Genomic DNA, 23,370 nt, shown 5'->3' on the forward strand with positions numbered 1-23,370 from the left:
TGGCCTTCCTGTAATGTCGCTCTTTCTTCTCCGCAGTCTATCAACCTGTGCCAACAGGGTACCCCTCCCCTATCCGGCATGTTTAGGAAGAGCGGAACAAGGGGAGGTCCAGCTCAGATTAACCTGGTCGCCAGAGCATATTGAAGAATGGCCCTTGGTGGATCCAGGGTTCTTCATACCTAGGTGATTCGGACCGAACGAATCAACAAAAGGTGCCAGCGCCCCGCGAGGGACGTTGGCACCTTTCAGATATCGCTGGATCAGCAGTTCAATCAGTGGTCGTGGTCAAAAATGAGATGCTCGTTGGCGAAGGTGTCAAAGCCCAGACTGTAGAGCTCTCTTCCATAGCCGGAGTTCTTGATCCCGCCAAAGGGCAGTTCCGGCATGGTCACCCAGCCGCCGTTGATGAAGGTCATCCCGGTCTCGATCCGACGGGCCAGCTCATCGGCGTGCTCGATGTCCTGTGAGAAGACCGTTCCGCCCAGGCCGTAGCTGGAGTCGTTGGCCAGTTCGATGGCCTCGTCTTCGGAATTGACCTTGTAGATGGTCGCCACAGGTCCGAACATCTCCTGGTCGTATGCCGGATTGTCCTTGGTGATGTCCGTAAGGATGGTAGGCATCAGGAAAGCCCCGGGGGAATCGACAGGTTTGTTTCCGTACGCGACCTTGGCGCCGGCTGCGACGGCCTGATTCAGCTGCTTCTGGAGGCCATCGCGAGCATGGGTCGTGCACATGGGGGCCATGGTGGTCTCAGGGTTGCTTGGATCACCCATCACCAGTTTGGAGAAGGACTCCACCATCATGGAGACAAAATCGTCGTACTTGTCGGCCATGACGATGAAGCGTTTTGATGCGCAGCATACCTGGCCTGCATTCATCAATCTGGCACCCGGTGCCACCTTCCTGAGGAGGTTCCAATCGGCATCGTCCAAAATAATGAAAGCGTCATTGCCGCCCAGCTCCATGGAGGACTTCTTCAGGTGCATCCCGGCCGACTTGGCCACGGAGGCCCCGCCACGCTCCGAACCAGTCAGTGCCACACCAGCCACCCGCTTGTCCGCGATGGCCTTGTCGACTTGATCGTAGTTGATGAAGAGGTTGGTCAGGCTGCCTTCGGGTGCGCCGGCGCGCAGAACCGCATCCTCAAAGGCAATTGCCGAGGCGGGCACATTGGAGGCGTGCTTGAGAATCATCGGGTTGCCCAGGATGAAGTTGGGGGCGAAGACCCGCATGATCTGATAGTAGGGGAAGTTCCAAGGTTCGACCATGACCAGTACGCCGGTGGCCTGTTTGACGTAATAGGCCTTGCCTGCGGGATTGTCCAGAGGAGTCGGTTTGAGCAGGTCCTCGGCCTTGTCGGCGAAGTACTGGGCGATGTTTGCGCAGAGTTCGACTTCTGCCCGTGCTTCGGTAATCAGCTTCCCCATGTCCTTGGTCAGATTTGCGGCAAGGGCGTCCTTTTCCTGACGGAAGATATCCGCTACCCGACGGAGCTGACCGGCACGTTCCGAGGCACCGTCCTCTTTCCTCCAGCGCTTGTAGAGGGCGTGTCCGGTCGCCAGGGCATCCTCGAGGTCCTCATCAGTGGCATCGGGGTAGGTCTTGATGAGCTCATTCGTATACGGGTTTACGGTCTGATATGTCACCTTGGTCTCCTTTGAGTCATAGGCATCCAGCAGCTTCCTCGCTGACAGTCCACTTATCCTATCACCGTAGCCTCATCGGGAGGGTGTATGTCGGGGTATAACAAACGGGAGGAAGGGACGCCTGCCCTCCCCCGCTTTGATGCGCTTCAGTGGAAGAAGTGTCTGGTTCCGGTAAGGTACATGGTCATGCCGGCTTTTTTGGCAGCCTCGATGACCTCTTCGTCCCTGATGGATCCACCCGGGTGGACGGCAGCCACCACTCCGGCCTCGGCCAGGTATTCCAGACCGTCGGCGAAGGGGAAGAATGCGTCGGAAGCCGCAACGGAGCCCTTGGCACGGTTAAGGCCCTCGGCCAGGGTGTTGGCCCTCTCTACAGCCAGATGACTGGAATCGACTCGGTTGACCTGGCCCATACCGATGCCCACGGTTGCACCATCATGGGCCAGAAGGATGGCATTGGACTTGACTGAGCGAATGGCACGCCAGGCGAACATCAGATCGCTCATGGTCCGGTCGTCGGGTTCCGGGCCGGAAACCAACCTCCAACTGTCCGGGTTGTCACCTGGTGCGTCAATCAGATCTTCGGACTGAACCAGGACCCCTCCGTCGATTGGACGCAGGAATGGCAGATGCCGGGGCGGACGCTCTACCTTGAGGATACGCAGGTTCTTCTTGGTTTTGAGAAGGTCAAGAGCCTCATCCTCGTAATCCGGGGCCACGATGACCTCGGTGAAGATTGGTTTGACTTGCTTGGCCATGGCAAGGGTGACTGGGCGATTGGCGGCGATGACTCCGCCATAGGCGCTCATGGGGTCGCAGGCATGGGCTTTGAGGTGGGCTTGAGCGATAGTCTCGCCGATGGCCAGACCGCAGGGATTGGAGTGCTTTACCACGGCCACGGCTGGGCGGTCGGCGAAATCCCAGACCGTACGCCAAGCCGAATCCGCATCCACGTAGTTGTTATAACTCATGGCCTTGGCTCCACCCAGTTGGTTTGCGGAGGCAAATCCTGTTCGATCCAGCGGATCAAGGTATAAGGCGGCATGTTGATGGGGATTCTCTCCGTACCGGAGCTCATGTGAGAGATTCCAGGTCCTGGTCAGATTACCGGATGCAACGGTCTGGTTTGAACCGTCTTCTGTAGTACAGGACCAGTGTTCCGCGGTCCACTCAGCGATTGCGGCGTCGTAGGCTGCCGTCATGGCGAAGGCCTTTGCAGCGAGTGCCTGGCGTTCTGCAAGGTCAAAACCCGTACCGGAACTCACACGCTCCGCGGCCAAGGAGTAATCCGCTGAGTCGGTGACGATGGCAACACTGGCATTGTTCTTGGCCGCCGCGCGGACCATGGCAGGGCCGCCGATGTCGATCTTCTCCAGGCAGGCGGCTGGGTCTGCACCGGAAAGAACGGTTTGAGCGAATGGATAAAGGTTGACCACCACCAGGTCAAAAGGCTGAATCTCCAAATCTTTGAGTTGGCGGGCGTGATCCGGGTTGGTCATATCAGCCAGGATGCCTGCGTGGATGTGTGGGTCAAGGGTTTTCACACGTCCACCGAGGCTCTCCGGGAATCCTGTCACCTTTTCGACGGGAGTGACCTGAACTCCCATCGATTCCAGTGTTGTTGCCGTGCTGCCTGTGGAAACGACCTGGGTGCCGGCTTGGACAAAAGCCCTTGCCAGCTCCTCCAATCCTTCTTTTTCATAGACCGATACCAATGCCCTGGCGATTCTTCTGGTGGTGTCAGCCATGGCTCTCCTTCAATGGGTTGGTTATTGGCTTTTCTGACTACTGGACCTTGCGCTTCGGGTACTGCTCGCGGTTCGAGGGTGATTGGGCTTTTTCCCGGTGGAAGTGACGCGACGGGAAGCGTTGCCGGATCCTTCCCGGTGATCGGATTGCCCTTCGTTCGTTTTCCTTTTGCTGTTTTGACTGCGATTTTCCGGGAGGTCCTCTGACGAGGCATCAGTTGCCGGTTCATTGTCCTCGTCCTGTTCTTCGGTATCGCCATCCCAAGTCGCCATACCGTTGACCAAGGCGCCATTCATCTGGATGTGCGATTGGACCTGCTTCCAAAGCACCAGCAGTGATCCGGTCAGGATGGCAAGAACCCAGCTGGTCATAAGACCCATGCCCAGGGAGGTTGCGATCATTTTCCCGGAAGCGGGTATCGAGACGCCAACTGAAGCGAGGCGCTCCGTGCCGAGTGATCCATTGGAGAACAGAAAGACCAGGCAGGAGATGATCAGACAGGTCATCCAGGCCAGGATCATAGACAGTGTGGACTGGAGGAAATGCCTGATAACGGTCCAGGACAGGACGCCGTGTTTGCGAACTGCCGTGAAGAGTCGATGGTTCCGTGAGCCCAGGATCAACAGGAGACCCAGAACAAGCCCGGCCAATAGTGGGATGTTGAGGAGGAGTGTCCTTACACCCTGGTCGGCAACGGGGTCGGGGAAGAGACCAAAGAGCGGTACGGAAGGAAGGCTCTTGGCATGCCCTGACCAAAGAGTGAAGGAGGCCAGTTCTCCTATGGAGAACCCGTCACCCATAAGCCAGGAATAAGCCCAGATCACCAGGGTCGGCAACCAGGCCAGTGAGGCGATGGAGGTGACGACGGAAGATGCTGGTCCCATCCGAGCCAGGTTGAAGAGCTTGGCAACGGCGCCATGGTATAAGACAACCCAACAGATTAAGGCGATCAGTCCAGCCGCGAGGAATATACCTACCAGTGCGGCACCCCACGATAGACCCAAGCGAACTGAACGACGCAACCAAGTGGGGATTCTCTCCTGAACAGCGCTCTCCCACCAGGTATGAAACTCCTTGGATGTCACCACGGCCAGGGTGTAGCCGGATAGGAAGACCAGTGCGGCCTTGAATATGATGACTGGCGTGGTGTCCACCTGAATCGTCTGCGTGCCCTGGAGGATGACCAGGTTCAGGATCATCCATGTCAGAGTACCCAGACAGCAGCCGCCCACAGATAAGCCGCGCCAGGAGACCAGGGCTTTGATCAGCCACAGCAGACCGATGGTCAGCAGAAGGGGCATGATGGTCAACGTCAAGGATCCTGCGGTGAAGCCCGCTCCCTGGGTGAGTAGAATCAGCGTCTCGGTAAGAGGGACCGTGGCAATCGACAGGGAAGGACCGCCCTCCTCTATCGAGATGATGAGCAGCATCAGGGCCATGCACGCCCCTAGGGTCACAGCGTAGATGGACATGGCGAGGAGGGCCTCCAAGGCTCCCTTACCCCAGGTCCTGAGACGTGCGATCATATGATGCCATGCTCTGAGAGTACGGTTCTGGTCAATTCGGCGGTCTGGCCGGGTGTAGTGCCGACCTTTATGCCGACGGACTCCAGTGCCTCTTGCTTGTCTGCGGCAGTTCCCTTGCCGCCGGATATGATTGCTCCGGCATGACCCATTTGCTTACCTTCCGGGGCAGTGAATCCGGCGATATAGGCAACAATCGGTTTGGTCATATGGGTGGAGGCCCAACGGGCGGCATCCTGCTCGGCCGTGCCCCCGATTTCGCCAATAAGAACGCAGGCCTTGGTCTCCTCGTCCCTGTTGAAGGCCTGGAGTGCTTCAAGGATCGTCGTGCCCACGATGGGGTCGCCGCCTATGCCCAGGCAGGCGGTGAATCCGATGGAGGCCAGCTCCCCCATCAGCTGATAAGTCAGAGTGCCGGACTTGGAGACCAGACCGATTGGCCCGCGTCCCACAATCCCGTCGGGGATGATGCCCAGATTGGTGCCTTTTGCATCTGGCTGCGACGGCAGGGTCATCAACCCAGGGCAGTTGGGGCCTACGATGCGGCAGCCTTTGTCGTGGGCCAGAGCCACACAGTATGCCGTATCCGCTACGGGGATACCTTCTGTAATGACGACAATCAGGGGGATACCCGCGAGGATGGCCTCAACCATGGCATCCTTGGCGAACCTGGGCGGCACGAAGATGACCGAGGCAGCGGCATGTGTGGCAGCGACGGCTTGGGCACAGTTGGCGAAGACCGGGACCTGTATGACGGTGGTACCGTCAGTCGCGGCGAAGTCGACGTTGGTTCCGGCCTTGCGGGGGTTGACCCCTCCAACAATCCTGGTCCCTGCCTGAATCATCCTGGCGGTGTGGACCATGCCTTGGTGCCCGGTCATTCCCTGGACGATCACCGGCGCTCCGTCCTCAATGAACAGGGCCATCACTCACCCTCCTTGGAATCGGAAGCTGTGCTGACTTTGGCCAGGCGGACAGCCTGGGCTGCGGCCTCCTCCATGGTATCCGCTACTGTAAGGCGGGAATCGTGGCTCTCTGCGATGATGCTAAGCCCTTCCTGGGCTGCGTTGCCGTCAAAGCGGACCACAATGGGCCTGGGGTCGTCCCGGTGGGAAACCGCCTGCACGATCCCCTGTGCGACCTGGGCGCACGAGGTGATGCCACCGTAGACATTGACCATGACGGACCGCACTTGGGGGTCGGACAGAACCACATCCAGGCTGGTTTCCATGACCTGGGCCGAGGCACCACCTCCGATGTCGAGGAAGTTGGCGGGCTTGATTGCGGTTCCCTGCTCTTTACCTGCTCCGGAGACCGCGTCCAGAGAGCTCATGACAAGACCGGCTCCGTTTCCGATTACTCCGACCTGACCGTTGAGATGTACGTAGTGCAGGCCATTTTCCTTGGCCTTGCGCTCATAGGGATCATCCTGGTCACTGTCGGAGAAACGGGCCCAGCCATCATGGCGGAAGGCCGCATTTCCGTCCAAAGAGATTTTGGCGTCCAAGGCGTCAAGGTGCTTGGTCGATTCATCGTCCGGGTCACCGACCTTGGCCAGAGGATTGATTTCCACCAGTGTGGCATCACACTCCTGGAAGGTCTCCCACATATGAAGAAGGATGTCGGCGGCCTGGTCCAAATCGGCATGATAGAAACCGATGCGACCAGCCATGGCTTTTGCGGCCTGCCGGTCGAAGACCTCCAGGGGGCTGATGTGCAGGCGCTTGACCGACTCCGGGTGTTGTAGGGCGACCGCCTCAACCTCGGTTCCACCGTTGGCAGTGGCGAGGACATCGTAATCCCTTGAAGCGCGATCCACAGAGATGGACACGTAGTACTCATGCAGGATGTTCTCAGCCTTGGTGATCAGGACTCCCCTGACCGGATGACCGGAAATGGTCATGGGAAGAATCTGCTCGGCCAGTTGCATGGCTTCTTCCCTATTGTGCGCACGCTTGACGGCACCGGCCTGACCGCGATGGCCAATGGTGGCCTGTCCCTTGACCATACAGGGGTAGCCGATGGTATCCGCGGCCTCTCCGGCCTCTTCGACTGTGGAGGCATAGACGGCACGCGGTTGGGGAATCCCGTGCTCCTCAAGCAGCTGCCTGGCCTGGTACTCATAGAGATCCATGGGTCTGCTCCTCCTTTGCGATCAGGCCGGCATATTGAGCAGGCTGGATGCCGGGTAAGACCCCAGAGCTTCGCGGCCTTTAAGGCCATTGAGTTCCATGACAAAGCTGAACCCTGCCACCTGACCCCCAGCCTGTTCAATGAGACGGGCGGCGGCCTGGGCGGAGCCACCCGTGGCAATGAGGTCGTCGACTACGAGGACACGCTGACCGGGCTGAATGCAGGACTTCTCTATCTCGATTCTGGCATTGCCATACTCAAGTGAGTACTCCTGGGACAGGGTTTCAGGAGGGAGCTTCCCCTCCTTGCGGATGGCCAGGAACCCCTTGCCCGTCTTGGCGGCAAGCTGAGGCCCAATCAGGAATCCTCGGGCCTCCAGTCCGGCAACCAGATCGAACTGATCGACAGGAACCGGAAGGGTCTTCTCCATGGCATCGAGCAGAATGCCCAGGCCGCGTGAGTCAGAGAGCGCGGGGATGAAGTCCCTGAAAAGAATCCCCTGCTTGGGGAAATCGGGTATGGTGCGAATCAAGGAGATGAGATAATTGGCGTCGCTCTCGCCTACAACCTCGAGCTGTCCGATTTCAATATCGCCAGAATGAGCCATGTTCTTCTTTCTGTCTCGCTCCTTGGAACTGATAAGACTCTGCAATCATACCTGTTCGATGTCACACGAGGCGTTTTTTAATCGACAAACCCTGTAATGGCAGTTGTCACTGCTCGGATAGGTTCAGCAGGAGCCTACTCTCGGGAATCTGCAGATGTGGTCTTGTCGGTGGAATCCTTGGATTCGTCGTCGAACCTTGTCTGCCTTGGAACTCTGCTCTGACGAATCAGACGGGGAGTCATCCTGCTCGTTTTCAACTTCTGGCAGGGGATTGCCCTCCTCATCGACCTCGTCGTCATGCACATATGCAGGGACAATCGGCGGCTTGGCGATGGCCTGGATGCGCCAACGGGACAGGGAGCCTTCGGAGTCTATGACCACCTGCTCCTTCTCTTGGTCCACTGAAGCGATCTTCCCCAATAGTCCGGTGCTGGTGGCCACCTCGTCGCCGGGCTTCAGAGACTGGCGAAAGTCCTGGATGGCGGTTTGCTGCTGCTTGCTCTTGCGGCCACTAACCCACATCATCAGAATCATCAGCGCGATGATGACAATCATAAATAGCATGGATTCCATAATTCCTGTCGACTCCTCATATTGTGGCCGGAATAAACAGTCGGCCATGCATACTGTCTGAAATACTTAGTCTAAAACAGCTTCGTGACATCCTTGGCGGGTTTTTTACCCAGGTGTTCCCATGCTTTAGGAGTGGCAACGCGGCCCTTGGGGGTTCGTACCAGGAAGCCCTCACGGACCAGATAGGGTTCGCAGACGGTTTCCACGGTCTCGGACTCCTCCCCCACCATGGCAGCGAGATTGTTCAGGCCGACAGGTCCCCCGTCAAAGCTATTGACAATGGCCTTGAGAACTGCCATATCCAGCCTGTCCAGTCCCTCGGAATCAATCTGGTAGAGCGCGAGGGCCTCCTTGACGTCATTCGGACCAACGGAGGGGAGATCGTGGACGATGGCCCAGTCTCGGACCCTTCTCAGCAATCTGTTTGCGATTCGGGGTGTGCCCCGGGACCTTAGGGAGAGCTGGCGGGCGGCATCGTCCTCCAGGGAGAGGCCCAGGACCGAGGCCGAACGCTCGATCAGTTTTTCCAATTCCCCATGGGGGTAGAAGTCCAGATGGGCCGTGAAGCCGAACCTGGCCCTAAGCGGGGAGGGCAACATGCCTTCACGGGTGGTGGCGCCGATGACCGTGAACCTGGGCAGGGTCAGGGGAATCGACGAGGCGCCGGGACCCTTGCCCACCACGACATCGACTCGGAAGTCCTCCATGGCTATGTATAGGAGCTCCTCCGCAGCCCTGGGCAGACGGTGAATCTCGTCGATGAAGAGGACCTCGCCCGCCTCCAGTGAACTCAGAATGGAGGCGAGATCACCCGCATGTTGGACAGCAGGTCCCGAGGTCACCCGAATCGGGACCTCGAGCTCATGCGCCACAATCATGGCCAGGGTTGTCTTGCCCAATCCGGGAGGACCTGCAAGGAGTATGTGGTCGGGGGCAACGTCCCGCTTGATGGCGGCTTCAAGGAAGAGCTTGAGCTGGGCTTTAAGCCTGGGTTGGCCAATGAAACCCGATAGGGAATCCGGCCGCAGCTCCTCATCACTGACTGGTTCCCCCTCAATGGGTCTGGCTGAAACCATGCGGAGGGATTCCTCGTTGGCGTCCTCGTTTGAGGGCTCATTCGACAAGATCGGCACGTCAGCGCCCCCTATCCAGAAGGGTCAAGGCCTGCTTGAGGACCTTGGGGACATCCTGCTTGCTCAGTGGCATCGGGAAATCGTTCTCCTTGCAGACCTTGTTGACGGCCTGCTCGGCATCGTGCTGCTGCCACCCAAGGGAGACAAGACCCTCGACTACCTGTCGACTGCCTGAATCGATGTCCTTACGGGGTTGAGTGCTTCCGATACTGCTGATGTCCAGTTTTCCTGAGAGCTCCAGGATTATCTTCTGGGCACCTTTCTTTCCCAGGCCCGGTGACCGGGACAGGGCTGTGGAATCGCCGTCCGCCACGGCCTGCGCCAGCTGGTCCGGGGTAAGGGTCGAAAGGATGGAGAGAGCCACACGTGGGCCGATGCCGCTCACCTTCTGCAGCTGGATGAAGAGGCTCTTGGAGGAACGGGAGAGGAACCCATAAAGAGTCACGGAATCCTGGGAGATGTTCAAGGAGGTGAAAACCGTAACGGTCGATTCCGATCTCATTGACCCAAGGTCGGATTGGGGCATACGGACCTCATACCCCACCCCGGATACGTCGATGACGGCGCATCCCGCCTCGATGGCGGACACACGTCCTGTCAGCATAGCCAGCAATTAATCACCTCTACGGTTGTTGTCCCGGATATTCGAACGTCTGTTCGAATCAGCTTACATTCCTCTGTGGACTCCCCCATGATTGCCCTGTCGCGCGGCTGCCCGTGCCCACTGACGCTGTGCGGGTGTCAAGTGTTCCTCCCGCTCCCCGCCCTGTAGGGCTCCTGCTGGCCGGAGCGCGTGACAGATGGCCTGAGCCAGGGCGTCGGCCGCATCAGCCGGTTGCGGCAGCCTGTCCAGCTTCAATATCCGTGCAACCATGCGCTCAACCTGTATCTTCTCGGCCTGCCCATTGCCCGTCACTGCCATCTTGGCCTCGGTCGGCGTATGGAGGGCTACAGGGATGCCACGTTGAGCGGCTGCCAACATGGCCAGTCCTGCGGCCTGGGCTGTTCCAAGAACCGTATTCCGGTTGGACTGGGCGAAGACCCGCTCGATGGAAATGACATCGGGGCTGAACCGGTCGATCTTATCGCTCAGGCCATTGTATATGGCAAGCCAGACGCAGGTCCTGGGACAGGTCCGGGTCGGAGCGGACCACATCGACGTGAATAAAGGAAAGCCGGCGCGATGCACCGGCTTCTATAACGCCGACGCCGCAACGGGTAAGGCCCGGATCGACGCCGAGAACAATCACTGATTCACTCTTCGTCCAGTTGGGACAGGACGTCGTCAGGGGCGGTCCAGTTGCTGTAGATTTCCTGAACGTCGTCAAGATCGTCCAGGTTGTCAATCAACTTGGAGACCTTGCGGGCAGAATCGAGATCCAGGGAGACCTCGTTCTTGGGGTTAAGGACCAGGTCGGCGGAATCGTAGTCGATTCCTGCGTCCTGAAGGGCCTTGCGGACCGCGACCATATCGCTGGGGTCGGTCAAGACGGTGAAGCTCTCACCGTTGTCTTCGACATCCTCGGCACCTGCCTCGGCGGCCTTCTCGAAGACCGTATCGTAGTCAGTGCTCTCAGCGGGGACCACAATCTGACCCTTGCGCTCGAAGTTGAAGCTGACGGACCCGTTCTGGGCCAGGGAGCCGCCACCCTTGGTCAGTGTGGAGCGAACCTCTGCCGCAGCGCGGTTCCTGTTGTCCGTCAGGCACTCGATGATGATGCCTACGCCGGCAGGAGCATAGCCCTCATAGACGATGGTCTCGTAGTTGGCAGCCCCGGCCTCCTCACCGGAACCGCGCTTTACGGCCCGGGAGATGTTGTCGGCGGGAACGGATGACTTCTTGGCCTTGACGATGGCATCGTAAAGGGTCGGGTTGCCGTCGGGGTCACCGCCACCGGTACGGGCGGCGATCTCGATGTTCTTGATCAGCTTGGCGAAGAGCTTTCCACGCTTGGCGTCGATGGCTGCCTTCTTGTGCTTGGTGGTGGCCCACTTCGAATGCCCTGACATATGACTCCTGACGGTACGAATGCGTAAACGAATGGAATTCTAATTTGGCTCTTTGACAATCATAAAGGTCGAGAGGGCCGGGTGCCAACTGTCTTCGCTCTGGGAAATGCCCGGTTCGACGGTGTCGAGTTCACTTCCCGAAATGCTTCTTCAAAGGGTTCCATCCCCTGCCGCCGGGAGCCTCTTCTGCCAGTGCCTGGGCGTATACCTCGAGCACCTGCTCGGCCACATGGTCCCAGTCATAGTCCAAGGCACGCTCCTGGCCCAGTCTTGACAGATCACGCCGGGTGTCGTCCTGACCGATGAGTTCGAGGACCGCCCGTGCGCAGTCCATTGGGTCGCCATTGGTGAAGAGCCTGGCCCTTGTTCCCTCCTCGGAGACGTCCCGGAAGGCCTGGAGGTCCGAAGCCACAATGGGGCACCCAGCGGCCATCGCCTCAGTCAGGACTATTCCGAAGCTCTCGCCGCCGGTCTGTGGTGCCACGTAGGCGGTCAGACTGTGGTAAAAGGCGGCCTTGTCATCGTCGCTGATTCTTCCCAGGAAGGTGACGTGGCTGAGCAGACCGGGATCGATCTCCTCGAGCATCCGCCTTCCCTCAGCCTCCCCGTCTCCGGCGCAGAGGAACCGGGCATCGGGTACGGCATCGAGAATGGTCGGGGCCGCCTGGGCAAGGATGCGGAATCCCTTGCGGTCTTCTTTCATCCTGCCCAGGAAACCTATGGTGGGGGCTCCTGGCCTTCCCTGCCAGGCAGGTTTGGGGGCGGCATCGCGGAAGAAGCCGGCATCGATGCCGTTGGGGATGATCTGCGTATTGGTACGGTCCGTCAGGATGTGCTGGGCGGTCTGCATGGCTGACCTGCTGACGCAGATGGCTTGGCTGATTCCGGACAGCCGTGAGCGCAGATAGGGCTGGGTGAGCCTCATGGCCAGCGGGTAGGTATCGAAGGAGGCATGGAAGGTGGCCACGCAGGGACTCTGAAGGAAACCCTTGATTAGCGGTTTGTGACTAAGGCTGGGCACCTCGGGCTCGTGGAGGTGGAGAATGTCGAAACGCCCCTGACGCACCCACTGGCGGGTGACGCGGCCAGCGGACCCGAAGTAGCTGAGATTGGCCACCGATCCGTTGTAAGGCACGGAGAATGAAGACCCTGTGGTCTGCACCCAGAGGGGCATGTCGCTGGTTCTTCGCCCCGGAGCCAGGACCTGGACCTGGTGTCCGCGCTTCAAGAGCTGCTGGGCGAAGTCTCGTATGTGGAGTTGGACCCCGCCTGGGGTTTCGAAGGAGTAGGGAGAGATGATACCGACCCGGAGATGCCGGCCTTCAAGGGGATCCATCCTGGTGGTATCCGGATTCGTGTTTTCCTTGGTTGCACTCAAGACCGGTTCCCCCGTGCCTTTCCCCGCCTCAGCTCTACTTCGGCGGATATGTGTTCAGGTACAGCGTGCATCCGCGACAGATCAAGGTCATCGATGAAGATCGGCTGGAGCATATGCCAGTCCTCAGGATGTTCCCTGATACCGCGCGACCACTGGTCCACCCAGGCCTGGCTGAGCTCTTGGACGGCCTGGTCTCGTGGAAGGCCTTGGAAGGCATCGGTGTCTATCGGGCCGTCGATCGAACAGATGTAGCCCAGGGGCGTTCCGGCCTGATGCCTGCGGTCACCGGTCAATCGTTCGCGATACATGTTGACCGTGTACAGGGGAAGGTGGGAATCCAATGCGATGACGGCAGGGCCAGCAGCCACTCGAATCCAGGAGTCAAATGCCCTCACGAAGACCCCGTTTCGGCTCAGATCACGGTCGGCGAGGAGGGGAACCACCTGTTCAGGACTCGCAAGTGTGTCCGCCAACCGCTCCGTGATGCCATGCTCTCCGGTAAGTATGATGTTGATCCCCAGATCACGGCGAATCTGGGCGAAGGTCTCCAACAGCTCCTCGTTGGACAGACGTTCGGCAACGGTAGTGACGGGGCCGACAGCCCTGCCTGCCCAGAACCCGGCATAGTCCCAATTACCCTGGTGCCCCATGCCGATAGGCACTGAGCGGGATTCGATCATGGTCTTGGCTGGCTCGGGATACCCGGTCCCCGCTGGTCTGATTCGTGCCTTGAGCTGCTCTGTCGTCCTGGCGCCCACGGTCAGCGCCTCGGAGAAGTACGTGAAATAGGACCGCATGCCCCGTCTGCTGATATGTCGAAGCTGTTTCCTGCCTACTGGTCCCACTACATGGGCCAGGTTGGCCTCAAGCTGCCTGACCCCACCGACATGCAGAAGCCAGGAGACATCGGCCGCCAGGAGGAAAAACCCCCGCAGAAGGGTTTCAGGTACCCAGCGGGCATACCTCGCAGTCAGGATCAACAAGCGGTCCAGCATATGGCCTCACTCGTGGCTGGGATCGGCAGGTTGTGGATTCTTGCTCATGGCACGGTTGACAAGACTGATCCGCTGCCAGACCGTGACGATGCCGAGAAGAGCGAGAACCACCAGGAAGCAGCTGAGGACCGCCAAGGGGAGGCCAGCACCTGTCAGGGCCATCCCCACCAGAATGATGACCAGACGGTCGGACCGGGTGGCGATGCCGTTCTTGGCTTCGAAACCCTCAGCCTCGGCTCTGGCGCGGGCATAGGAAGTGACGAAAGAGGTCATGATGGCGAACAGTGCCGCAGCCATACCGATCTGCGCCCATACATCAGGTCCATGATGGGTCGGATCCGAAGCCCAGAGCACCTCATGACGGCGCAAGTAGATGATGACACCGGCCAGGACCGCCCAGTCGGCAATCCTGTCCAGGGTGGAATCCAGGAAGGCCCCGAACTGTGTGCCGCCACCGGTCAGTGCGGCCACGGACCCGTCCAGGGAGTCGAACGCAACCAGAACGGCCAGGACCACTGCACCGGGCAGGAGCCACCCGGTCAAACCTGTGGCGATTGCCACCACAACGGTACCGACAGCGCCGATGATGGTTACCCCGTTGGCACTGATTCCAATCCGTACCAGCCCCCTGGCTATCGGTGCGATGATGCGCTTCCAGGGGCCGCGTAAATGTTCGAACATGGTTCGGTCCTGCCTCAGTCCTGCTGCGAATCCGTGGCGGATGTCTGCGAAGTGAAGTCGTCGACTGAATTGATCAGTGCCCGTGCCCTGATGGCCTCGGCAATCCACTTGCGGGCGGAGTCAACCGGGACTCCGTTGAGTTGGCTGCCGTCACGGAAGCGGAAGGACACCGCGTTCCTGGAGACATCCTCCTCGCCGGCAATCAGGATGAATGGAGCCTTGGACTTGGAGGCGTTACGGATCTTCTTGCCGAATCTGTCGTCGGAGCGGTCGATTTCGCAACGGACCATATCGTCCCTGAGTTCCTCTAGGAAGGATTCAAGATGCGGGGCGAACTCGTCGGCCACGGGAATGGCCTGCACCTGGACAGGGGCCAGCCATGCCGGGAAGGCGCCGGCATAGTGCTCCAGGAGGATGGCGAAGAACCGCTCGATGGATCCGAAGAGGGCCCGGTGGATCATGACCGGACGTTGATGGGAACCATCGGCCGCAACATACTCAAGCTGGAAACGTTCGGGGAGGTTGAAGTCCAGCTGGATGGTCGAGACCTGCCAGGTACGCCCTATGGCGTCGCGGGCCTGGACGGAGATCTTGGGGCCGTAGAAGGCGGCGCCCTCGGGGTCATCCACCAGTTCCAGACCTGAGTCTTTCGCCACCTGGGCGAGGGTGTTGGTGGCTTCCTCCCATACCTCATCCGATCCGACGAACTTGTGCGGGTCCTTGGTGGAGAGTTCCAGGTAGAAGTCGTTCAGGCCGAAGTCCTTGAGTACCTTCAGTACGAACTGGAGCAGGCTGGTCAGCTCCCCCTTCATCTGCTCCCTGGTGCAGTAGATGTGGGAGTCGTCCTGGGTCAATCCCCTTACACGGGTCAGACCGTGGACTTCGCCGGACTTCTCATACCTGTAGACCGTGCCGAACTCGAAGAGCCTGAGCGGCAGTTCCTTGTATGAGCGCTGGCGGGACTTGAAGATCAGGTTGTGCATGGGGCAGTTCATCGGCTTCAGGTAGTAGTCGAACCCCTGCTTGGTAACCTGCCCTTCCTCATTCTGCTCCTCGTCCAGATGCATGGGAGGGTACATGCCGTCCTTGTACCACTGCAGGTGCCCGGAAATCTCGTAGAGATGCCCCTTGGTGATATGCGGGGTCTGAACGAAGGAGTACCCGTTGCGGCGGTGCATCTGCCGGGAGTAGTCCTCCATGGCGTTGATGATTGCGGCACCCTTGGGATGGAAGACCGGCAGGCCGGAACCGATTTCGTCCGGGAAGGAGAACAGGTCCATTTCGGCGCCCAACTTGCGGTGGTCGCGCTTGGCGGCCTCCTCCAACCGGGCCAAGTATGCCTTCAGGTCCTCCTTGGAGGCCCAGGCGGTGCCGTAGATGCGTTGAAGCATGGGATTCTTCTCGTCGCCTCGCCAGTAGGCCGCGGCCGTACGCATCAGTTTGAAGCTTTGAATGTAGCGAGTATTGGGCAGGTGGGGCCCGCGGCAAAGGTCCTTCCACACCGTGTTCCCGTCACGATCGAGGTTGTCGTACATGGTCAGCTCGCCACCAGTGGCTACCTCTGTGGCTTCCTCACCGCTGATTTCGGCCTCCTTGGCCCCTATCAGCTCCAGTTTGTAGGGCTGACCCTGTTCTTCGGCACGGGCCTCTTCCTCACTCACCACCCGCCGCTGGAAGCGCTGGGAGGATTTGATGATCCGCTTCATCCGCTTCTCGATCTCCTTGAGATCGTCGGGAGTGAAGGGCTGCTCAACATCGAAGTCGTAGTAGAACCCGTCCTTGATCACCGGGCCGATTCCCAGTTTGGCATCCGGCCTGATTTCCTGGACAGCCTGGGCCATGACATGGGTCGCGGAGTGCCGCATGATGGCCAGTCCGTCCTCGCTGGCCAGCTCGATGGGCTCAACTGAATCACCATCGTGAAGGGGGGTATAAAGGTCGCGCGGTTGCCCATTGATTCTGACCGCAACGATGTCCTTGTCATCAGCAAATAGCTGGACACCAGTCAGATCCGCTGCCACCTCCTTGTTTTCACCGCTCAACTGTATGGAGATGTTCGACTGCGTCATGAATGCCGTCCTTGCTATCGGAGCCCGCGTTACAGGGTGCAGGCTGGACATGGTTATCGAGCACAGATTATGCCGTCAGTCAGACAAGCCGAAAGATGAGCCGGTTCCTGTCCTAGCCATTGGAATTTCCACCCTGGCCCTTGTCCCCCATCGATCTCAGGAAGTCCTCCGCTTCCTTGACCAGTTCATGGGCTGTCGGTTCGTCAACCTGCATGTTCATCCGGTCGGCCGATTGCTTGTCGGCTTCCATCTCCAGGCGATGTACATAACCAGCCAGGTCGTCGTTGCAGTGCAGGAGGACTGCGGCCTGGGCTTTCCACTCCTCGGCCTTACGGGGCAGATGCCCCCGCTCCAGGCCGACACCCAACATCGAAGAGAGACGCTCCAACAGTTGCAGAGTGGCCTGGGCGCATTCATCGCTTCCCAGGTACTGCGGTACTGAGACCCATACGGATTCGGTCGTGTATCCGTCCTGGGCTGCCAGGGAGTCGAGGACGGTCGGAATGCCGATGGGGCCGGAATGACCATCCGTGTCCATGCTGGCCTGGTCTCCTGCCAGGTCGTCTATGGGCAGTGGTCTGGTGTGGGGACAATCGGCAAACATGGAACCCAGGGTGATGATGGAGTCCACTTCGTAGTCTTCGGCCATGTGGATACTCTGACGGCAGAAGTCAGTCCAGCGGTAGTTCGGCTCGGGCCCCATCTCCAGAAGCAGGGTGAGACTGGCATTGATCCGCACCCGATAGAACTTGGTTGCGGGCCAGACAATACGCCTCCGACCCTGTACATGGCAGAGCATGGGGCGTGACATCTGATAGTCGTAAAATCCCTCGCCATGGATGTTGCCGACCTCATGCGAGTCGTAGGCCTCAAGGAGGTGACGAATCACATTGGTCGAGGCTGAGCAGGCATCATTCCATCCGTCAAAAGCCGATACCATGACGCAGTGCTGCTTGGCTTCTTCACTCATATCTCTCAGATTACCGGTGTACAGGCATCCAAGGGCGGGGTATGCCATCAGCGGAGGGGCGGCGACACGCTCTTGTTGCCACAATCCGTAATCGCGGATATAGTGGTTTCTCGTGCTCAGGCAGTCATGTGAGTGATTGTTTGAAGTGCGGGCATAGCTTAGTTGGTAAAGCGCGACCTTGCCAAGGTCGAGACCGCGGGTCCGAGTCCCGTTGCCCGCTCGAGGTTTCCGAGCAGTTTAACCAATACGGTGGGTTAGCCAAGCGGTTAGGCAGCGGCCTGCAAAGCCGTATAGACGAGTTCGACTCTCGTACCCACCTCTCTCGAAAGAGAATGACCCGGGCGGTTGGCGCAGAGGTAGCGCACTTCCCTGACACGGAAGGGGTCACTGGTTCGAATCCAGTATCGCCCACGAGGATCGCGGTTATGCGGTCGTTCAGGATTCCGGGCGATTGGCGCAGCGGCTAGCGCACTTCGTTCACACCGAAGGGGTCGCAGGTTCGATTCCTGCATCGCCCACCCTCAATCCACTACTCATCATCTGCACTCCCCTTTTCAGTCGCTCCTTGTTTACTGCCGCTGGTCCGCATGCATGTTGTCGATACCCTGTTTGGTGCGTGGCAATGACTGAACATAGACATGTCAGTAAGCCGGATGCGGTGAGAGCATGAGCAGAATAATGATTTATCTGAATCGGGAGTGCCTACTCCAGGTCGGGCATTTCGTGAGCGAGCAGTTGGTAATTCTGACAAAACAAAGGCGTTAAGCGGAATGTTGAGCTTGTGGTCAACCCGATTGTGTGATAAATTACTATTAACTGAGAACTGACCATCAGGTTGTTCATTGAACATCTGGTTTGAGAGGTGGAACCATGTATGAGGTGTTGAGTCCTGATAGGCGGACTCATACAACCCAGACAATGGTACTTGCCAGATTGAGACAGCAGCTAACCGGAATCCTCAACCTGAGGATGCTCTTGTGCTGATTTTGGACTTTTGTGATTCGCTCCGGTGGGTCACGCACCGGTCTTTACGGAGATTCTGAAAGACCGACTTTTAATTCCCCTCCGACAGCGTGAAGAAATATACCCCCCTCTCCCCTGTCGGAGGTTTCTTTTACTTTTTTGGGGAAAGGGCGGCGACGGATTGCACCTATTTGAGTGACTGCAGGTACCTGTAGAGCGTCGGTACAGAAACTTTGAGTTCGGGCGCCACAACACCTACTGCCCCCTTGATCAGGAATATACCCCGGTCCTTGAGGTCTTTGATGATGGCCAGGCGTTCGATCCTGCTCAGCTTATCGATAGGTATATGAACCTGCTTGATCACCTCACGGGTAACCCTTCGGATGTTCTCTTCGGGGTTTTCTTCCAGCTCCTGACTGGGTATACCGGAGGTGACCATACCGTTGACCGAATCTGTTTCGCTGATGGTCTGAAGGAGGTGGGCGGCACGTTGAAGCTCGGTGATGTTGATATTGATGCAAAGTGCACCAATGACTTCGTCTTCCTTGTTTCGGATGAAGAATGACGAAACCCTGAACTGGTGGTCGTTCAAATCGTGACCCCGGTAGTCGGAAATGAAATCAATGCCACTGTCCCTGGCCTTTCGAGTCAACTCCAGTGTTTCCTTGGTCATGGAGTCGCCCTTCTTGCGGCCCGACAGATGACCGTTGCGTATGAACACGATGGAGGCATGTGGCCTGTCCAGATCGTGTACAGCAATCTCGGCCATCGGTCCGAAGGCATCGGACAGGAACTCAGCCAGTGGGAAAACCTCTTCGAGACTGGTGACTGTGAAGTGCATTGCTGGTCCTCAACATCCTAACAGGGCAGATTCCTCTACCGGTTGATGTCGTAGGAAGCGGACGTATCCATCCGTATCAGCTTCCTGTTCTGTTATGTTTCCGAATCCTTCGTCTTCCCGCCCCCGGACCCGGCCCGGCCCGTAAGCCGGCATAGCGCACCATAAAGGTGTTGAAGCGAATCTAATATTATCCCATCCGAATTGCATTTTGTTCTTTGACCGGTCCGCGCGGCCTGTCGAGTGTTGCTCGGGTGGGTTGTAGGATATGTGGGTTCAGAGTGATACGGATTTTAAAGGAAGCAGTAGCAGTGTCGAATACAGCGCGAGCCACAGGCAGAAGAACGAATGTGGCCTTGGTTACCCTGGCGGCCTTTGTAGCCACGTTCATGACGGCCATCGAGGGAACCATAGTGTCGACGGCAATGCCGACGATTGTCTCTGATCTTCATGGCCTGTCCGTCATGAACTGGGTCTATTCCATCTATCTCCTGATGACCGCCGTGACCACGCCCATATATGGGAAGCTCTCCGACCAGTACGGACGTAAACCCCTTCTGACCATAGGCCTCCTGGTCTTTGTTGTCGGTTCCGCCCTCTGCGCCCTCGCGCAGTCCATGCCGCAGCTGATTGCCTGCAGGTTCGTTCAAGGCCTGGGAGCCGGAGCCATACAACCCCTGACATTCACCGTCCTGGCCGATATCTATCCCCTGGCGAAGCGAGCCAAGGTCATAGGGCTGAACTCCTCATCCTGGGGTATTGCCTCCATCATCGCCCCACTCCTGGGAGGGTTCATCGTAGAGCAGCTCAGCTGGCATTGGGTCTTCGCCATCAACGTCCCCATCGGGCTGATTGTCGTTCTGCTGGTTCAGGTATTCCTCCATGAGGAAGGCGACAGGCATACCTCGGCCGTGGACTATAAGGGTATCTCCCTCCTGGTGCTGGCCTTGGTCACGCTGATGCTTGGATTGCAGAACCTGGCTGAAGTCCGCTACCTGTGGGTAAGTCTCGTGCTGTTCCTGATCTGCGCTCTTACCGTGGTGGCCCTGGTCAGGGTGGAAACCCGACAGACCGATCCGATATTGCCCCTGAACCTCTTCTCGAATCGATCATTCGTGATCCAGAACGTGGTGATACTTCTGATCTCTGGCTTCCTGATGGGGTTCGAAACATACCTGCCCATCTGGATGCAGTCCGTCCTCGGCCTCAATCCGTCGATGGGTGGATTCGCCGTGACCCCCTCCTCCATTGTCTGGCTTGTCGGCTCCTTTGTGGCTGGACGGCTGATTATCAAGCATCCGCCCCATAAAGTGACCGGGCTGGCCCTTATCTTCCTCCTGGTGGCCTGCACCATCTATGTCTTCCTCCCCCAGCACACACCGTTCGCCGTGTTTCTTGCCATCTCCTGCCTATATGGGTTTGGGTTCGGCACTGCAGTCACTGTTTCCACGGTGACGTCTCAGAGTGTGGTGCCTTTCGACCAGGTCGGAGCTGCAACCAGCTTCAACACTCTGGCGCGATCGCTTGGGCAGACTCTGATGATTTCAATCTTCGGCATCGTTCTCAACGTGGTCACGGCCCACGGTGTGGCAGCACAACCGGGTCTGACCAACGACATGATGAATCGGATGATCAATCCGCAGACCGCCGGTCAGGTCCCAACGGAATACCTGGAACCAGCCCGCGAAATCGTCTATCAGGGACTCCACTGCATCTTCCTGGTAGGTCTGGTACTGCTGGTTACCGCCTTCATCATCAATCTCTGTGATCGGCGCAGCGGTATGCTTCTGTCCGAATACAACCAGAATCGGTGACGCCCGTACGTTTGAGACGTAACATTGTCTTTTCGTGCGACTCTCAGAATTGCGGTAATATTTGAACAGCCCTGCGTCTCAGCTCAGGGTGAAAAGGAGGGGCGACCGGTATTGGGGATGTTGGGTGGCCGCCCCTCGCGATCGGAGACGTTGCAGAAGTCCCGATCCTTACTCGTGTGAAGAGTCAAATGTGGTTCGGCGCAGCGATGGTGATTGCTGGTGAATCTCTGCTACCATCGCTGTCTTACTTCTCTTATACCACTGCCCGGAACGATTGCTTGGATTTGGATGGATGAAGAGTTGCATCGGTGTGAAGATGACAGGCAATACCGGTACCTCAGACCAGATGAAGACGTTTAGAGAGAATCGCCGTCTTCTTGCAAAGATGCCAAAGCAGTCGCTTGAGGGAAGATTGCCATCCGGTTCCCACGTATGGCGGTAAGTATGGTTTTGTGAGCCCCCCTCTAACGGGCGGGCTCACAAAATCGGGAACTATCCTGATCAGGCTGCGGCTACGCCGCCGACAGCAGGAAGGACGTTGAAGATCAGGAGCAGTGCAACCACTATGGCGAGGCATACCCGGTAGATGACAAAGCCTCGATAAGAGAACCTTGAGACGATTTTCAGGAAGGCGATGATGACCAGATAGCCAACCACGAAGCTGACCACCGTAGCGCAGATGGTAGCACCCCAACCGGGGAAGGCGGCGTCGGCATTGATGTCCTTAACCGATTTGTAGGTCTCCAGGATGCCAGCTCCGAATACCGCTGGGATGGCCATCAGGAAGCTGACTCGGGTGGCGGCCTCCCGGGTGTAGCCGAGCGCTCTGCCGAAGGTGATGGTGCCTCCGGAGCGTGATACGCCGGGAATCAGTGCCAGCATCTGCCCCACACCGAAGAGGATGGCATCCTTGGCGTTCATCTGCTTGATTTCCTTGACCTCACGGCCATGGCGATCGTAGTAGTCGAGAAGAAGACCGAAGATGATGAGCACCACTACGGTAATCCACAGGTTACGCAGCTTGGTCTCTATCAGCTTCTGGAAAATGAGGCCTGCAAGGACGATGGGGATGGTGCCGATGATGATGTACCAGCCCATGGCGGCATCGTGGTCCTTGGAGCCCAGACGTTCGCGCCAGGATGTCCCATCCTTGCCCAGGAGGCAGCGGAACCAGTGAGTCAGGATTCTCGCTATGTCATGACGGAAGTAGAGGAGGACCGCCAGCTCGGTGCCGAACTGGATGATTGCAGTGAAGGCAGCACCTGGATCCTGCCCCAGCAATCCTCCGAGGATACGGATATGAGCACTCGATGAGACGGGGAAGTACTCCGTAAGCGCCTGCACCAGACCAAAAAGGATGGATTCGAAGAAGTTCATGATTCGACAGCTTAGCCCTCCTCCTAGGATGTACGGCGTGGGAGCGCTGCATGTCGCGCAGAATGCCCACAATGGAATCATCGGACTGTTCCTCAAGGAGGGTATGGCGATGGTCAGAACATATAGGAAAACACGAGGCGGGGCTCCTGCCGGATTCTTCGAATGCGAAGGGCTGGGACTCCGCTGGCTGGGCCAAGCACAGTCGGTTGGTGGACCACGCGTGGTCGACGTATATGACTGGGGCGGGGACTTCCTGGACATCGAAGAGGTGGAATCGACCTCGCCAAACGGGGGCGCGGCCTACCGTTTCGGGGCAGAGCTGGCGCGGATGCATGATGCCGGTGCTGATCACTTTGGATCGGCGCCGGAAGGATATACCGGCACCTGCTATTTCGGACCACTCCAGGACCCCCTACCCATGGATACCGGCGACTGGGACGACCCAATGACCTACTGGGGTCAGGGGCGATTGGAGCCTATGGTCAGGATGGCCATCGACAGGCGGGCTCTGAACCGCAATGATATGGATGTAACCCAGGAGATTATCCAGGCCCTTCCGGATCTTCTGGGAGCCGCTGCGGACGACAAGCCTGCCAGGGTTCATGGGGACCTGTGGAGCGGCAACGTGATGTGGACCAAGGAGGAAGGGCAGACCGAGGCCGTCCTGATAGACCCAGCAGCACATGGGGGGCACCGTGAAGAGGACCTGGCGATGCTCCACCTCTTCGGCATTCCCTATCTGAGCCAGATACTTGATGGATACCAATCGGTTCATCCGCTTGCCAAGGGGTACGAGAACCGGGTTACCCTTTGGCAGCTCTATGCCATTGCAGGACACTGCGCCTTCTTCGGTGGCGGCTATGTCAGTGAGTATCGGTCTATGTGCCGGTCTCTTCTGGGTTGAGCGAGTC

The 23,370-nt window shown here is 58.3% G+C and carries 19 protein-coding genes, 4 tRNA genes and 1 pseudogene; 6 read left to right on the forward strand and 18 right to left on the reverse strand.

What is annotated here, in order from left to right; all coding sequences use genetic code 11:
- Positions 1 to 272: 272 nt before the first annotated feature.
- From BINDI_RS03210 to BINDI_RS03285, 16 genes and pseudogenes are all read right to left on the reverse strand, one after another.
- On the reverse strand, positions 273 to 1,646 hold the full coding sequence (locus tag BINDI_RS03210; RefSeq protein WP_033490056.1) for an NAD-dependent succinate-semialdehyde dehydrogenase: 1,374 nt from the start codon (positions 1,644 to 1,646) through the stop codon (positions 273 to 275).
- A 146-nt stretch (positions 1,647 to 1,792) separates the two neighbouring features.
- The gene (gene purH, locus BINDI_RS03215) at positions 1,793 to 3,394 is read right to left on the reverse strand and encodes a bifunctional phosphoribosylaminoimidazolecarboxamide formyltransferase/IMP cyclohydrolase (protein WP_033490058.1); all 1,602 of its coding nucleotides are present in this window, start codon (positions 3,392 to 3,394) and stop codon (positions 1,793 to 1,795) included.
- 21 nt (positions 3,395 to 3,415) lie between these two features.
- Positions 3,416 to 4,921 (reverse strand): cell division protein PerM, encoded by a 1,506-nt coding sequence (locus BINDI_RS03220; protein ID WP_033490060.1) that lies wholly within the window; start codon positions 4,919 to 4,921, stop codon positions 3,416 to 3,418.
- Positions 4,918 to 5,844: a succinate--CoA ligase subunit alpha gene (gene sucD, locus BINDI_RS03225; protein WP_033490062.1), complete on the reverse strand. Its 927-nt coding sequence runs from the start codon at positions 5,842 to 5,844 to the stop codon at positions 4,918 to 4,920. Before sucD ends, BINDI_RS03220 begins: the two co-directional genes overlap by 4 nt.
- Positions 5,844 to 7,052 (reverse strand): ADP-forming succinate--CoA ligase subunit beta, encoded by a 1,209-nt coding sequence (gene sucC, locus BINDI_RS03230; protein WP_033490064.1) that lies wholly within the window; start codon positions 7,050 to 7,052, stop codon positions 5,844 to 5,846. Before sucC ends, sucD begins: the two co-directional genes overlap by 1 nt.
- A 21-nt stretch (positions 7,053 to 7,073) precedes the next feature.
- A complete protein-coding gene (locus tag BINDI_RS03235; protein WP_033490067.1) occupies positions 7,074 to 7,658 on the reverse strand; it encodes an adenine phosphoribosyltransferase in 585 nt (194 codons plus the stop codon).
- Positions 7,659 to 7,781: 123 nt separating this feature from the next.
- Complete coding sequence (locus BINDI_RS03240) at positions 7,782 to 8,231, reverse strand: preprotein translocase subunit YajC (RefSeq protein WP_052357150.1); 450 nt, start codon at positions 8,229 to 8,231, stop codon at positions 7,782 to 7,784.
- 71 nt (positions 8,232 to 8,302) lie between these two features.
- Positions 8,303 to 9,307 carry a Holliday junction branch migration DNA helicase RuvB gene (ruvB, locus tag BINDI_RS03245; RefSeq protein ID WP_148301971.1) on the reverse strand — a complete coding sequence of 335 codons (1,005 nt, stop codon included), beginning with the start codon at positions 9,305 to 9,307 and terminating at the stop codon, positions 8,303 to 8,305.
- A 58-nt stretch (positions 9,308 to 9,365) separates the two neighbouring features.
- Positions 9,366 to 9,977 (reverse strand): Holliday junction branch migration protein RuvA, encoded by a 612-nt coding sequence (ruvA, locus tag BINDI_RS03250; protein WP_033490068.1) that lies wholly within the window; start codon positions 9,975 to 9,977, stop codon positions 9,366 to 9,368.
- 54 nt (positions 9,978 to 10,031) lie between these two features.
- Positions 10,032 to 10,614, reverse strand: a pseudogene (gene ruvC, locus BINDI_RS03255) (crossover junction endodeoxyribonuclease RuvC).
- A gap of 4 nt (positions 10,615 to 10,618) precedes the next feature.
- On the reverse strand, positions 10,619 to 11,374 hold the full coding sequence (locus tag BINDI_RS03260) for a YebC/PmpR family DNA-binding transcriptional regulator (RefSeq protein WP_033490072.1): 756 nt from the start codon (positions 11,372 to 11,374) through the stop codon (positions 10,619 to 10,621).
- Positions 11,375 to 11,504: 130 nt separating this feature from the next.
- The gene (locus BINDI_RS03265; protein ID WP_052108745.1) at positions 11,505 to 12,710 is read right to left on the reverse strand and encodes a glycosyltransferase family 4 protein; all 1,206 of its coding nucleotides are present in this window, start codon (positions 12,708 to 12,710) and stop codon (positions 11,505 to 11,507) included.
- Between the two features lie 38 nt (positions 12,711 to 12,748).
- Entirely contained in the window at positions 12,749 to 13,747 is a 999-nt protein-coding gene (locus BINDI_RS03270) for a phosphatidylinositol mannoside acyltransferase (RefSeq protein ID WP_033490074.1), read from the reverse strand.
- Positions 13,748 to 13,753: 6 nt separating this feature from the next.
- Entirely contained in the window at positions 13,754 to 14,428 is a 675-nt protein-coding gene (gene pgsA / locus BINDI_RS03275; RefSeq protein WP_033490076.1) for a phosphatidylinositol phosphate synthase, read from the reverse strand.
- A gap of 14 nt (positions 14,429 to 14,442) precedes the next feature.
- Positions 14,443 to 16,497: a threonine--tRNA ligase gene (thrS, locus tag BINDI_RS03280; protein ID WP_033490078.1), complete on the reverse strand. Its 2,055-nt coding sequence runs from the start codon at positions 16,495 to 16,497 to the stop codon at positions 14,443 to 14,445.
- A 112-nt stretch (positions 16,498 to 16,609) separates the two neighbouring features.
- The gene (locus tag BINDI_RS03285) at positions 16,610 to 17,467 is read right to left on the reverse strand and encodes a PAC2 family protein (RefSeq protein WP_033490864.1); all 858 of its coding nucleotides are present in this window, start codon (positions 17,465 to 17,467) and stop codon (positions 16,610 to 16,612) included.
- Between the two features lie 147 nt (positions 17,468 to 17,614).
- Between BINDI_RS03285 and BINDI_RS03290 the strand changes: the two genes are divergently transcribed.
- The 4 genes from BINDI_RS03290 (at position 17,615) to BINDI_RS03305 (ending at position 17,985) form a co-directional block, all read left to right on the forward strand.
- Positions 17,615 to 17,687 (forward strand) — tRNA-Gly (locus BINDI_RS03290).
- A gap of 28 nt (positions 17,688 to 17,715) precedes the next feature.
- Positions 17,716 to 17,786 (forward strand) — tRNA-Cys (locus tag BINDI_RS03295).
- A gap of 20 nt (positions 17,787 to 17,806) precedes the next feature.
- Positions 17,807 to 17,878: transfer RNA gene (locus BINDI_RS03300), tRNA-Val, on the forward strand.
- Positions 17,879 to 17,912: 34 nt separating this feature from the next.
- Positions 17,913 to 17,985: transfer RNA gene (locus BINDI_RS03305), tRNA-Val, on the forward strand.
- A 632-nt stretch (positions 17,986 to 18,617) separates the two neighbouring features.
- Here BINDI_RS03305 and BINDI_RS07140 read toward each other — a convergent pair.
- Complete coding sequence (locus BINDI_RS07140; protein ID WP_052108746.1) at positions 18,618 to 19,271, reverse strand: helix-turn-helix transcriptional regulator; 654 nt, start codon at positions 19,269 to 19,271, stop codon at positions 18,618 to 18,620.
- 308 nt (positions 19,272 to 19,579) lie between these two features.
- On the opposite strand from BINDI_RS07140, the gene BINDI_RS03315 reads away from it, so the two are divergent.
- Positions 19,580 to 21,082, forward strand: a complete 1,503-nt coding sequence (locus BINDI_RS03315; protein WP_033490080.1) for an MDR family MFS transporter — start codon at positions 19,580 to 19,582, stop codon at positions 21,080 to 21,082.
- Positions 21,083 to 21,583: 501 nt separating this feature from the next.
- Here BINDI_RS03315 and BINDI_RS03320 read toward each other — a convergent pair.
- On the reverse strand, positions 21,584 to 22,459 hold the full coding sequence (locus BINDI_RS03320; protein ID WP_033490082.1) for an undecaprenyl-diphosphate phosphatase: 876 nt from the start codon (positions 22,457 to 22,459) through the stop codon (positions 21,584 to 21,586).
- A 109-nt stretch (positions 22,460 to 22,568) separates the two neighbouring features.
- Between BINDI_RS03320 and BINDI_RS03325 the strand changes: the two genes are divergently transcribed.
- A complete protein-coding gene (locus BINDI_RS03325; protein WP_033490866.1) occupies positions 22,569 to 23,363 on the forward strand; it encodes a fructosamine kinase family protein in 795 nt (264 codons plus the stop codon).
- Positions 23,364 to 23,370 lie beyond the last annotated feature (7 nt).

The organism is Bifidobacterium [indicum] DSM 20214 = LMG 11587 (assembly GCF_000706765.1).
GTDB classification, from domain to species: Bacteria; Actinomycetota; Actinomycetes; order Actinomycetales; family Bifidobacteriaceae; genus Bombiscardovia; species Bombiscardovia coryneformis.